The organism is Desertivirga xinjiangensis (assembly GCF_024436435.1).
In the GTDB taxonomy this organism is placed as follows: domain Bacteria; phylum Bacteroidota; class Bacteroidia; order Sphingobacteriales; family Sphingobacteriaceae; genus Desertivirga; species Desertivirga xinjiangensis.
The window spans coordinates 183,146-195,257 of sequence record NZ_JAFMZP010000005.1; the positions used below are offsets into that span (position 1 = coordinate 183,146).

The window sequence follows — 12,112 nt, forward strand, 5'->3', positions numbered from 1 at the left end:
ACTGTTGTTGAAAGTCTGAAAACTATGCTGATGGTCTGGCGCCGGGAAGCTGTTGTTCCGGATGGAGAGCCATTAAGCCATTTCGGATAATGGCTCTTTTTGCTAGTTCTATTTTAAAACTATTGTATTTGAAGCCTTTTGCACCCTGTAATAGTATTTCAGCTGCGCCCGCGAAGCTTTCCGCGTTGGCTTGCTTCCCTTTTAAAAATAATTCTGCTTCATTGATGCGCCAGGGCTTATGGGCAAGCCCTCCCAGGGCGATACGTGCGTCGGTAATGATATCGCCACTGAGTTCTAAACCGGTAGCAACAGATACCAGGGCAAATGCGTAAGAATGCCGGTCGCGAAGCTTGAGGTAAGAATAGTTTCCGGAAAATCCTTTCTCTGGCAAGTCAATAGACGTAATAATTTCTCCATGCCGCAGGTTATTATCCTGTTCAGGCATATCTCCGGGCAGCCGGTGAAATTCTGAAAAGGGGATAGATCGTTCGCCATCGGTTCCGGATGTATTTACCACGGCATCCAATGCAGCCAGAGCCACACACATATCGGAGGGGAAGACCGCAATACAATTATCGCTGGCGCCTAGTATAGCATGGATGCGGTTATACCCATCGATAGCAGAACAGCCGGAGCCAGGCGTACGTTTATTGCAGGGCACATTTGGATCATAAAAATAGTAACAGCGTGTGCGTTGAAGTAAGTTCCCCCCGTTACTTGCCATATTGCGTATCTGTGCCGAAGCCCCTGCCAGAATTGCTTTTGAAAGCAGGGGATAACGTTTTTCAATAATTGGGTGATAAGCTGTATCGGCATTGGACACAAATGCGCCCAATCGGACGCTTCCATCTTCTTTTTCTTCGATAGAGTGGTGTTCTTTCACCTGATTCAGGTCGACCAGCAGTTCTGGTTCCATAAGGCGATATTTCCATAAGTCGATCAGGTTGGTTCCGCCCGCTACAAATGCAGCTTTGTTATTAGTGGATACCAACTGAATTCCGTCAGCTATAGACGCTGCCTGCTGATAATCAAAATTGTTCACGAGATCCTCCTTCTTTTACTTCCATAATGGCATCAATGATATTGGCGTTTGCTCCACAGCGGCAAAGGTTGCCGCTCATCAGTTCCTTTACCTCTTCGCGGGTTTTGGCCTTGCCTTCTGTAAGCAAACCAATCGCACTGCATATTTGGCCAGGAGTGCAATAGCCGCATTGAAAAGCGTCATGCTCAATGAACGCTTTTTGCAGGGGATGCAGTTCGTCTCCCTCGGCAATGCCTTCTATCGTGGTGATAGCCGCACCGTTCTTCATCACCGCCAGGGTCATGCAGCTGAGTATGCGCTTATCATCGCAGATCACGGTGCAGGCGCCACATTGCCCATGATCACAACCTTTTTTGGTGCCGGTAAGAAGGAGGCGTTCCCTTATGGCATCCAGTAGCGAAACCCAGGGTAAAACGTCAAGTTCATAGGTTTGCTGGTTTATGTTAAGCTTGACTATAGGCATGGTGACGATATTTTAATGTAAATGTTATAAGAGTGTTACTCAATGTAGAAGAGGTCTATTCGTTTCGATTAAAACACTATTCCGGCCAGGTAACAATGCTGAGTTTCCTGCAATGCAGGCGCCAGTTCACCTTCAGCATAATTGCCCAATCCTACTAAAGCTATTCCAAGCTTCTTTTGGCCCTTTTGTTCAGCCGCCTCATATCGTCTTTTTTCGTTAGTACTACCCGAACAAGCAATTAATGAACTCATTGCCGAAGTACCCAGGGCAGCAAGGCCAAGCCCCAATGAAAGGTTGCCTAAAAATTTCCGGCGATTATGTTGCGCATTCATATTGTCTGTACTACTGGTTAAAAAATGATAACTAAGAATATGGATAAGGGTTTCTAAAAAGTTGATCTCGCTATATTTTTAAATTTTTAAACTCTTGCTTTGAAATACAAAGTGCTTTTTGTTAACTTTGTGTTGCAAAGTAACTTTTACAGGATTAGAAAAATTAAATCGTTTGATATGAACTACAAATTAACTATTAGAGAAATATTCAGCTGGCTGTTCGGCATGGCTGTTTTAGTAGCCGGGGCAATAAATACCTTTTGGGGTAATGATCCAGGTTTCGGGATTTTCCTGACGCTGCTTTCTTTGGTTTATTTCCCTCCGGTAGATGCGATCGTTCGAAAAAATATTGCGGTATCTGTACCCGTACTGGTTAAAATGCTTCTGGGTGTTTTTATTATCTGGGCATCGTTAGGGGTAGGGGAATTGTTTGATAAAATAGACCTCATGATGATGGATTTGTAGAAAAAACAACAGAGTCGACTACTTTTTTAGATTCTGATCTTGGGTAATACATTTTCTCCAAAGTCACGGATAAACAGTTCTTGCTCCCGGTTTACATTATGAAGGATGATTTTATCAAAACCAAGCTCGATATCTTTTTCAATCCATTCAAGATGTTGATTTAGATCAGAGGATATGCGGACCATCTTAGCAACATCCTCCGGCCTGACAAATTCTGCGATTGCATCATAGTGAGCTGTTGTCGGCATGTCGGCCAGGACAGTGCCCTGGAAAATATTTGTTCGCCATTGGTCATAAGCACCAGAGAGGGCGGCTTCTTCATAGCGTGAATAGGATAGCTGCGTTTTCAGGTACATCGGCTTGCCTTCTCCTCCATTGTTTCTAAAAGCTTCCACCGTTTCTTTAAGCTCATTTTCCGGTTTAGATACAGTGATCAATCCATCCGCCCAGGAACCAACCCAGGCCGCAGTTTCTTTTGTCACAGCAGCTCCGATTATCAGCGGAGCTGTGGAAGGTAAAGTGTACAGGCGTGCGTTTTCAACACGTATGAGCCCATCATGGTTGACAGTCTTTCCGGCAAACAGATCTCTCATTACATTCACGCACTCTAATAGCCTGGCATTCCTTTCTGTTTTGTCAGGCCACTTATCCCCAGTGATCTGTTCATTAAGAGCCTCACCGCTCCCTACAGATATCCAAAAACGGTTTGGAAACATTTCAGCAAGGGTGGCTGCTGCCTGTGCAACAATAGCAGGATGATTGCGCTGCCCTGGTGCACAAACCACACCGAAAGGTATGGACGTGCATTGCATAGCCGCACCCAACCATGAAAATGCATAGCCACTCTGGCCTTGTCTCTCGCTCCAAGGATGGAAATGGTCAGAGGAATTAATCGATGTAAAACCGGCTTTTTCGGCTAACTGAACAAGCTTCATTAACTCACTTGGTTTGAACTGTTCGTGAGAGGCATGGTATCCAATTGAAATCATCTTTTTGAGCTTTAATTGTAGCTCTGTCAGATTCTAACTCATGGTTGTTTCTATTGTTTGGAGGTTATTGCTAATTATCTGGTGAACAGCTTTGACAAATCGCATGAAAAACCAAAGATTTATTAGCCCATTACCGGATTCTCCTGAATATCGAGCTTTGCAAACTTCCTTACCTCCAAACTAGCAAATCCAAAATCTGCTACCACCTTGCCTTCAATCAAATAACACCCTGCCCCGCGGAAAGGATAACCCGGAGTAGTACCCGGAAAATGAACCGTATCGAAGAATTCACCCTCATTGTCCAGGAAAGTTCCAAACCACATTTTCTTGTTGTTCTTTGTATGAACCGTCTTTTCACAGACGTATTGCCCGACCATCTTAACCGTCTTTCCGATCACGGTATCCAGCTCTTTAGCCATTAGCTCACCCCGAAAGCTGGTTTTCAAAAGCGCGAACATTGTCATAGACACCGGGAAGCCGAGCAGCTCCAACTCATGATACGCATCTTCCAGCTTAGTACAGGTTAGTTCCGGCAGGGTGTAACTTTTTGCCTCTGTATGAAAAAGCTCCGCTTCATTCCTGCGATGAGCCTTGTTTCCAAAGGATGCAAACAACGTATGAACATCCCATAACAATTCCTTTTTTGATCTTCCTGTAAACCTTAAAGCTCCCACACGGATCAGGATAATACACTGTTCCAGGCCAATTCCCGTGCGGCTGACAAAATCGTCTAGATGGAGGTACTTACCCTTGTGCTTCCGCTCCTCCGGTATAAGGCTGATGAACTTGTTTTCCAGCCCCTGAATCCCAATGAAACCCAGATAAGCGTCTGTGCCGTATATAGATACCGCAGAATCACTATGGTTTACGCAAGGCAGGTGAACCATAGCTCCAGCCTTCTTTAGCTCATGCAGATATAGCCAGCGAGTATAAAAACCGCCATAGTTATTCAGTACCGCTACCATGAACTCCCTCGGAAAATAAGTTTTTAAGTATAAACTTTGATAACTTTCTACCGCAAAGCTGGCTGAGTGCGCTTTAGAGAAACTGTAGCCTGCGAAACTCGATACCTGCCTCCAGACTTCTTTAATCGTGTTTTCCTCTCTGCCTAGTTTACGGGCACCCTTAAAAAAGCGCTCCACTAAACGGTCAAATTCTTTCCTGGAGCGGTACTTTCCGCTCATGCCTCGTCTCAGGATATCGGCGTCCGACCCATTCATTCCGGCGAAGTGGATGCATATTTTTATCACGTCTTCCTGATACACCATCACTCCATAAGTTTCCCGAAGTTGTTCCTCCATTACCGGGTGGAGGTAGTTCACCTTGTCGGGCGCGTGATGGTATTTGATATAGGCAGGCATCATACCTGAACTGGCAACACCCGGACGGATGATAGAGCTCGCAGCCACTAAAACCAGGTAGTTATCGCAGCCCAGTTTTTTAATTAACTGACGCATGGCAGGCGATTCAATGTAGAAACACCCGATTGTGATGCCCTGCTTTAATTGCTCGTTTACTTTAGGGTCAGTCATGAAATTTTTCACCTGGTGTATGTCGATCTTACGGTGCAGGTTTTCTTCCACCAGCCTAACCGCATTTTTAATGTGACCGATGCCGCGCTGGCTTAGAATATCATACTTGTCATAGCCAATCTCTTCAGCCTCATACATATCCAATTGAACTACCGGCATGCCTTTGGGCGGAAGATCAAGAGCCGTATAGTAGGTAATAGGCTCTTCCGAAATCAATACACCGCCCGCGTGAATACTACGCTGATTAGGCATATCAGACATCAGCTCATAGATGGCTAAGATCTTTTTGAAAGTTGGGTTGTTCCGGTTAACCGCTTCTTTGGTCCGGTCGGTAAACCCATCGATCTCTGCCTTAGGCAATCCCATCACTTTGCCGATCTCACGTATGATGCTCCTGTCTTTAAAGGTCGACATTGTGCCCAATAGCGCTGTATGCTCACGGCCGTATCGCTTAAAAATATAATCCTGCACATCTTCGCGTTCATCCCAACTGTAATCAATATCGAAATCAGGAGGAGAACTTCTCTGCGCATTTAAAAAACGTTCAAAGTAAAGATCCAGGTCAATGGGGTCAACATCAGTGATCCTCAGGCAGTAGGCTACGATACTATTGGCGCCAGAACCTCTTCCAACGTGATAATAGCCCTGGGACATGGAATAGCGGATAATATCCCAGGTGATCAGGAAATAAGCACAGAATTCCATCTCATCGATCACTTTCAGCTCATGCTTGATCCTCTTTTGCGCTTCTCTATTTTTATCGCCATAGCGATATTTCATGCCTGCCCAGGCGAGCTTTTCCAGTAGCTCCCTGTCGTCCGACCTGCTGCCTGTAAATGTCTTACGGTTAAGCTTGATCTTTCCTTCGGGGTAATCCATCACGCAGCGGTTCATCAGATTCCTGGTGTTATCCAGAATGAAGGCATATTTAGCGAACTTCGCCTCCAGCTCGCCCGGCGATAAAAACAGATCTGTGTTCCTGCACTTATCCTGTTCCTCAACTTTGGTCAGCACCGTATTTAAGTCTATGGCTCGCAGGTATTCATGCAGACGATACTCCAGTTTATCAGCGACAAAAACTGGCTGCAGCGCGAGCAGTTTTTCCCGTAGCCCGGTTAAATCCCTTTTATAAAGCAAATGCAGTTCATCAAAGCGAATCCCCAGGAATTCATTCTTCCGGAGGATACCAGTATAGTTGAAGGGATAGATTACCACAGCATTTTGAAACGCAACAGGCCGATCTGGCAGTGCCTTCTGCTCCAGATTATGTTCCGTTAAGAAATCATTCAGCTCTTTCATGCCTTCTTTGTTTCTGGCAATCCCGATGTAAAGCAATTGTTTATCTCTCCGAAACTCTAGTCCTCCAAGCGGTTTTATCCCTTTTTTCCTGCACTGACGCATAAACTCCATGATGCCGGTGGAATTATTAATATCGGTGAGGGCCATCTGAGTAATTCCGCGGGCTTCTGCTTCTTCCGTTAATTTCTTAATGGACAGGGTACCATAGCGCAGGCTATATTGAGAATGAACATTCAGGTACATCGCCTTAAAGGTTTAAGTTCATGGTAGAAGCCAGGGCGATGGACTTGTCGCCAAACCGTTTTCTGATCCTATCCATAGCCTGACAAAGGCTATACTGTTCCTGGGATTCCGAATACAGGTCAATTTGCTCAAAACCGCTCACCAGGCTAGACAAACGTACTCCAACCAGGCGAAGCAGCATCCGTTTCTGGTAAACCTGCCTGAATAGCTCCCTCGTTTTTCTTATCAATGTACTGTCCAGGGAAGTATAGGGGATGGTTGCCTGTTTGGTTACGTCTTCGAAATTGGAATAGCGGATAGTGACCGTGATGCAGGCTGTCAATTTCCTTTTCTGACGCAGTTCATAAGCCAGATCCATTACCATGGAAGTAAGTAAGTTGTTAATGGTTTCCACATCTATGGTGTCGGCTTTAAAGGTGCATTGCGTGCCTATACTTTTTTGTTCGTGGTACGGTATTACGGGGCTGTTGTCAATTCCTTTGGCTTTTTGAAGAAGTACTAAGCCGTTCTTACCCAAGATGCTATGCATTTGTTCCGGATGGATCTGGGCCAGGGTGAAGATCCGTTTTACCCCCATATCGCTCAGCTTAATGAATGTTTTTTCTCCTAATCCGGGTATTTTCTTAATAGACAGTGGATTTAGAAAATTTTGTACTTCCGGTTTTTCAATGTTCAGTTCCCCGTTTGGCTTACATTCATTGGTAGCCATTTTTGAGACCGTTTTATTTACCGATAGTCCGAACGAGATAGGTAGCCCCGTTTCTTTAATCACCTGCTGTCTCAGCTCATGAGCGTACTTTAAGGTACCATGGAAACGGTCCATTCCCGACATGTCAATATAATGCTCGTCAATGCTGGCCTTTTCTATTAAGGGAACGCGTTCCCTTAAAATATCCGTGATCTCATGCGAAGCCTTAGAGTACTCATCCATATTACCCTTAATGAAAACAGCGTGGGGGCAAAGCATTTTTGCCATCCGTGATGACATCGCCGAATGCACTCCAAACTTCCTGGCTTCATAACTGCAGGAAGCAACAACACCACGGTCGGAGCTTCCGCCGATGATCACCGGTTTCCCAACAAGGCTTGAGTCTTTCCGGACCTCCACGGATACAAAGAAAGCATCCTGGTCCATGTGAATAATATGCTTGTCGTCTGCCATCTCTTTTACCATTACAAGTAGCAAATTTAATGCTAAAAATATTAGTAAATGGTAAGAAGAAGGAAGATTTTTTATGTGATTATAATAGAGGGAGTTGGTTCAAATGTAGTTCGAACAGATTTGAACGGAAGCAAAAGAAAATGATCTTAGGTTTTATAATGTGCTATGAAAAGCGGCAGCTGCATATTTCTCATTAAGGAATCGGCCATACTGGGTCTAAACCACCTGGCTACCATATTGCGCTGGTAAGCACCCAAAACAACCAGCGAGTTTTGTTTAGCTTCCAGGTGCTTCACAATCTCAATTTCAGGATCTCCATGAAGTACTTTAATATTGGCATCAGGAAAATGGCAGTCGACAAATTCCCTGATCAATGCCGACTCGGGAATCGTCATCTCTTCGCTATCGGTTTTCACCGTTACTACTTCAATTGGCAGATCTTTAAAATGCGGTAGCATGTAGCTGAACATTTTTGCAGCGTATACGGAAGAGGGGGCACCATTGTATAAAACAATTATACATTCGGTTCGACTGTAAACTTTGGGCACAATAAGTACCGGACACTGTATGTCTGTCAGAAGATCGCGGATAAACCTGGTCGGAGGTTCTTCTTTTATATGTGTCAATGTTTCCTGCTGGCTGATGATCAGCAAATCGCTGTAGATAGTTTCTTTTAATAGTTCCTGAATTGCCAGACTTTTATCTCTGTGAATTTTGGTTTTGATATTTGCCTTGTGGCAAGCGTTTAGGAAATGCTGTACGGACTCGCGCCTGGTTTTGCGGTCTTTATCCCGAAGAAGCTTTGCTTTTTCGGCGGAAACACCTTCACTTCCTACTATATCAAATACACTATAACTATGATAAGTGAAATCTTCAAGAGATATCCCTACCAGTAATCCGCTGCTATTTTTTACAATCTCAATGGCATATTCCAGGGTACTCTCAGAAAATTTTAAACCATCGAATGCTGCAATTACTTTTTTCATGGCTGTTAGGTTTGAGAATTTGATAGTCTGTTAGTACAAGTATTTAGGTTTATATTACTTGAGTGTCGTACTATAAAGTTCCTGAATTATTTGAACAAAAAGAATGATTAAAATAATTAAGTGTAAGATTGTTATGAGATATGTCTGGAGGATGGTAACTGTAAATATTGCGGTTTTTCCCTTCGGGCGGCTTCCCTGAAGTGGATCGATTGGGCCGGTCAAACCATTCCCAGATGTAAGAGTAAGGGAAACCGAACTTCCCGCTCCTCATGATCACCCCAATACAGCGCAATGTCTCTTTTCAATTGATCAATAGGGTTGTAGCCGTTTTGTTTAATGAAGTGTTTAACTGCCGACCACGTATCCAGATAGCCTGTCAGGTGCTCAAACGTCCATTTCAATTTATGCTGAAATTCAGGAGCTGGGATTTCCTTAAACGGGAAAGGAATAGTTTGATAATTTTCGTCCAGGTACTTCCGTTCATTGTCCCAGTAGCTTCCTATTATATTCTCGTAAAAGTTCACAATTAAGAGATCTATTTCCCTGGAAACTTCGATTTTCCCATAGCCAATTACACAGAACAGCGCATTCTTTTTGGCAGTTCGATACACCTCACTATAAAATTTATCGAAATTAAACCAGTGAATAGCTTGTGCAACGATAATCAGGTCAAAATGTTGATTGGGAAAATCCGTATGTTCCGCCGCTTGAAGGGAATAGGTGATGTTGCTGGCCTGAGCCGCATTGTCGAGCTGCTGAGGGCTGATATCAGTAGCAAAACTTTTCCGAACGTTTTGGATAACTCGAATGCCACCTGCCCATTACCCGTGCCGCAGTCCCATGCATTTTGCCTGTTTTCTATTAACGAATTGAGGTAATTAAAAAATGCAGATGGATAAGCAGGCCGGTACTTCGCATATTTTTCGGATTGGGATGAAAAGTTATCTTTCATTTTGGACCCTGTTTATGAGTATCTACTATACGCAAATGTAATCAACTTGCTCTTAATTTTTGATTATTTGAACCAGCTGTCTTTTGTTCGACCGACCGATGAATTATTTATCACAGGTCTAAGTACTCCATCAAACAATATTCTCTTTTAAACGCTGAATAAATATGGAAAAGATAGCATTAGTAGTAGGTTCAAGCGGTATTACTGGCAGCAACCTTGCCGAAAGACTTGTTGCGAAAGAATGGAATACTTACGGATTGGCCCGCAAGCCTGGCAATGAACTAAATAAACTTTTGCCGGTACCGGCAGATCTGTTAAGTCTCGAAAGTTTAAACAAGGCTCTGGCAAGCATTTCGCCGACCCATGTATTCATTACCACCTGGATGCGTAATGAAACAGAAGCAGAGAACATCCGCGTAAACAGCCTTATGGTGCGCAATCTTTTGGATGTGCTCTCGGCAAAAAGATCAGTTCAGCATGTGGCTTTAGTTACCGGACTTAAACATTATTTAGGTCCCTTTGAAGCTTATGCAAAATCCGGAAATTTGCCCTTAACGCCGGTGCGCGAAGAGCATCCCCGGTTGGAAATCGAGAACTTTTATTATGCCCAGGAAGATGAGGTGTATGCAGCAGCTGAACGCGATGGATTTACCTGGAGCATTCACCGGCCGCATACCGTTATCGGCAGGGCGGTAGGCAATATGATGAACATGGGCACAACTTTGGCCGTTTATGCCAGTATCTGTAAAGAAACAGGCAGGGCTTTTCAATTTCCGGGATCAGAAGCACAATGGAAGGGGCTTTCGGATGTTACCGACGCACGCATACTGGCTGAGCAATTGATATGGGCTGCCACAACCGATGCTGCCCATAACCAGGCATTCAATATCACTAACGGAGAGGTGTTTAGGTGGAACTGGCTATGGTATAAACTGGCGGAGTGGTTTGGTGTTGAGGCTGCAGGTTTTGATGGAACCATCCATCCGCTGGAAGCAGAGATGGCCGCTGATGGGCCGGTTTGGGAGGGTATGGCTATCAAGTATAACCTGAAGGAGCCTGTCATTAAACGTCTGGCTTCAGCCTGGCACACGGATCTGGATCTGGGACGCCCGATCGAGGTTATGACGGATATGTCTAAAAGCCGCAAGCTTGGCTTTACTGCTTACCAGGATACCAGGGAATCGTTTTTTGACTTGTTTGAAAAACTTAGAGCAGAGCGACTGATTCCCTAACATTTGAGGAGAAGGTCACTAGTAAACTACTTGATCTCATTTGGCTGGCTATTAAGGCCTTGAACGGCTGAGCGGCGTGATGTTGCAATGAGACTGGAGACTTATCCCCGGTCAATTCGATAGAGCCTTCCTCCATCTGTAATTGCATACAGCGCACCATCAATGCCTTGAGTGATATCTCTGAATCGCTGATGTTCATTTACAAGTAACCTTTCTTCGGCGACTACCCGGTTGTTATCAATAATAAGGCGAGCAATATGCATTCCGCTAAGGCAAGCAATAAAGAGATTGTTCTGCCATTCGGCAATACGGTTGCCTTTGTAAAAGGTCATTCCGCTGGGTGAAATTACTGGATCCCAATAATATACCGGCTGCATCATTCCATCACGTTGTTGAATGCCTTCACCTACCCGTTGACCACTGTATTCGATGCCGTAGCTGATGACCGGCCAGCCGTAGTTTGCTCCCGCTTCAAGGCGGTTAAGCTCGTCGCCACCTCTCGGACCATGCTCCCCTTGCCATATATCGCCAGTCACAGGGTGGACAGCCAGTCCTTGCGGGTTTCGATGCCCATAGGAATAGAGTTCGGAAAGAGCGCCTGCCTGTCCGGAAAAAGGATTAGAAGGAGCAGGCTGTCCGTCTTTTGTGATCCTAAGGATCTTTCCAAGTCCCGAATTAAGCGATTGTGCCTGAGCACGGGTTGCCAGGTCGGAGCGTTCCCCAGTACTCGCCAACAGGTGCCCCGAACGGTCGAACAGCACTCTGCCTCCATAATGGTTTACTCCGGCATAGGCGGGATTGGCCCTGTAAATGATCGTAACACCTTCAAAAGTACGTTCGTTATTTGCCAACCTGCCTTTTGCTATAGCAGTGAGGTTACCCGGTTCAGAAAAAGACCAGTATACCATTCTGTTGTCAGCGAAATCAGGATCGAGGCATAAGCCCAGTAGGCCGCCTTGTCCGGATGCGTTGACTGAAGGCACTCCGCCGATGGCTTCTCCTACATCTCCTAAACTGGTAACCATACGTATAATACCTGCTTTTTCAGTGACTAGAAACCTACCATCAGGAAGGCTGGTGATTCCCCAGGGGCGGATCAATGAGCTGGTAAGTACTTTCGCATTGTAAGCTGCCGAAGTTTTTGTACCGCTAATCCGAGTCTGGCCGGGAAAAGCGGGACTATAATTTGTATTGGGAGGGCTTGTTTCAACCGATGGCAAAACGGTGTCCGGATCTTCAGGTTCAGGATCAGTGCTTTTCTTTGAGCAGGAAATGAACATCAGTGACCAACAGGTCAGGATGATCAGAGTCCCAATTCCGTTTTTATAGGTAGCACTTTTGTAGTTGGAATTTTCAATACCGGATATTTTATAGCCCTTTTTTAACGTAATGCGTTCCATAAATTGTATCAGCCA

At 44.9% G+C, this 12,112-nt stretch carries 11 protein-coding genes and 1 pseudogene; 2 read left to right on the forward strand and 10 right to left on the reverse strand.

Going from position 1 to position 12,112, the window contains the following annotated elements; genetic code table 11:
• Positions 1–22: 22 nt before the first annotated feature.
• The 3 genes from J3P37_RS15075 to J3P37_RS15085 all read right to left on the reverse strand — a co-directional run bounded on the left by J3P37_RS15075 (position 23) and on the right by J3P37_RS15085 (position 1,837).
• The gene (locus tag J3P37_RS15075) at positions 23–1,042 is read right to left on the reverse strand and encodes an FAD binding domain-containing protein (protein WP_256012177.1); all 1,020 of its coding nucleotides are present in this window, start codon (positions 1,040–1,042) and stop codon (positions 23–25) included.
• Positions 1,029–1,505 carry a (2Fe-2S)-binding protein gene (locus J3P37_RS15080; protein ID WP_256012178.1) on the reverse strand — a complete coding sequence of 159 codons (477 nt, stop codon included), beginning with the start codon at positions 1,503–1,505 and terminating at the stop codon, positions 1,029–1,031. Before J3P37_RS15080 ends, J3P37_RS15075 begins: the two co-directional genes overlap by 14 nt.
• 68 nt (positions 1,506–1,573) lie before the next feature.
• The gene (locus J3P37_RS15085) at positions 1,574–1,837 is read right to left on the reverse strand and encodes a hypothetical protein (RefSeq protein WP_256012179.1); all 264 of its coding nucleotides are present in this window, start codon (positions 1,835–1,837) and stop codon (positions 1,574–1,576) included.
• Between the two features lie 177 nt (positions 1,838–2,014).
• On the opposite strand from J3P37_RS15085, the gene J3P37_RS15090 reads away from it, so the two are divergent.
• The gene (locus tag J3P37_RS15090) at positions 2,015–2,302 is read left to right on the forward strand and encodes a hypothetical protein (protein ID WP_256012180.1); all 288 of its coding nucleotides are present in this window, start codon (positions 2,015–2,017) and stop codon (positions 2,300–2,302) included.
• A gap of 26 nt (positions 2,303–2,328) precedes the next feature.
• Here J3P37_RS15090 and J3P37_RS15095 read toward each other — a convergent pair whose 3' ends face one another.
• The 6 genes and pseudogenes from J3P37_RS15095 to J3P37_RS23145 form a co-directional block, all read right to left on the reverse strand.
• Positions 2,329–3,291: a TIGR03885 family FMN-dependent LLM class oxidoreductase gene (locus tag J3P37_RS15095; RefSeq protein ID WP_256012181.1), complete on the reverse strand. Its 963-nt coding sequence runs from the start codon at positions 3,289–3,291 to the stop codon at positions 2,329–2,331.
• 122 nt (positions 3,292–3,413) lie between these two features.
• Positions 3,414–6,365, reverse strand: coding sequence for a DNA polymerase III subunit alpha (locus tag J3P37_RS15100; protein WP_256012182.1), 2,952 nt, complete (start codon positions 6,363–6,365; stop codon positions 3,414–3,416).
• A gap of 4 nt (positions 6,366–6,369) precedes the next feature.
• Complete coding sequence (dinB, locus tag J3P37_RS15105) at positions 6,370–7,539, reverse strand: DNA polymerase IV (RefSeq protein WP_256012183.1); 1,170 nt, start codon at positions 7,537–7,539, stop codon at positions 6,370–6,372.
• A 134-nt stretch (positions 7,540–7,673) separates the two neighbouring features.
• Complete coding sequence (locus tag J3P37_RS15110) at positions 7,674–8,513, reverse strand: universal stress protein (protein ID WP_256012184.1); 840 nt, start codon at positions 8,511–8,513, stop codon at positions 7,674–7,676.
• 218 nt (positions 8,514–8,731) lie between these two features.
• A complete protein-coding gene (locus tag J3P37_RS15115) occupies positions 8,732–9,124 on the reverse strand; it encodes a hypothetical protein (protein ID WP_256012185.1) in 393 nt (130 codons plus the stop codon).
• A gap of 24 nt (positions 9,125–9,148) precedes the next feature.
• Positions 9,149–9,322, reverse strand: a pseudogene (locus J3P37_RS23145) (class I SAM-dependent methyltransferase); the annotation flags it as partial.
• A 307-nt stretch (positions 9,323–9,629) separates the two neighbouring features.
• On the opposite strand from J3P37_RS23145, the gene J3P37_RS15125 reads away from it, so the two are divergent.
• Complete coding sequence (locus J3P37_RS15125; protein WP_256012186.1) at positions 9,630–10,697, forward strand: SDR family oxidoreductase; 1,068 nt, start codon at positions 9,630–9,632, stop codon at positions 10,695–10,697.
• 101 nt (positions 10,698–10,798) lie between these two features.
• Here the strand turns inward: J3P37_RS15125 and J3P37_RS15130 are convergent, their stop codons facing one another.
• Complete coding sequence (locus tag J3P37_RS15130; protein ID WP_256012187.1) at positions 10,799–12,097, reverse strand: PQQ-dependent sugar dehydrogenase; 1,299 nt, start codon at positions 12,095–12,097, stop codon at positions 10,799–10,801.
• Between the last annotated feature and the right edge of the window lie 15 nt (positions 12,098–12,112).

Excerpts from the sequence above, each read along its gene's own strand:
- J3P37_RS15080 (WP_256012178.1), bottom strand. The coding sequence starts at position 1,505 with ATGCCTATAGTCAAGCTTAACATAAACCAGCAAACCTATGAACTTGAC.
- J3P37_RS15085 (WP_256012179.1), bottom strand. The coding sequence starts at position 1,837 with ATGAATGCGCAACATAATCGCCGGAAATTTTTAGGCAACCTTTCATTG.
- J3P37_RS15090 (WP_256012180.1), top strand. The coding sequence starts at position 2,015 with ATGAACTACAAATTAACTATTAGAGAAATATTCAGCTGGCTGTTCGGC.
- J3P37_RS15095 (WP_256012181.1), bottom strand. The coding sequence starts at position 3,291 with ATGATTTCAATTGGATACCATGCCTCTCACGAACAGTTCAAACCAAGT.
- J3P37_RS15100 (WP_256012182.1), bottom strand. The coding sequence starts at position 6,365 with ATGTACCTGAATGTTCATTCTCAATATAGCCTGCGCTATGGTACCCTG.
- dinB (WP_256012183.1), bottom strand. The coding sequence starts at position 7,539 with ATGGTAAAAGAGATGGCAGACGACAAGCATATTATTCACATGGACCAG.
- J3P37_RS15110 (WP_256012184.1), bottom strand. The coding sequence starts at position 8,513 with ATGAAAAAAGTAATTGCAGCATTCGATGGTTTAAAATTTTCTGAGAGT.
- J3P37_RS15125 (WP_256012186.1), top strand. The coding sequence starts at position 9,630 with ATGGAAAAGATAGCATTAGTAGTAGGTTCAAGCGGTATTACTGGCAGC.
- J3P37_RS15130 (WP_256012187.1), bottom strand. The coding sequence starts at position 12,097 with ATGGAACGCATTACGTTAAAAAAGGGCTATAAAATATCCGGTATTGAA.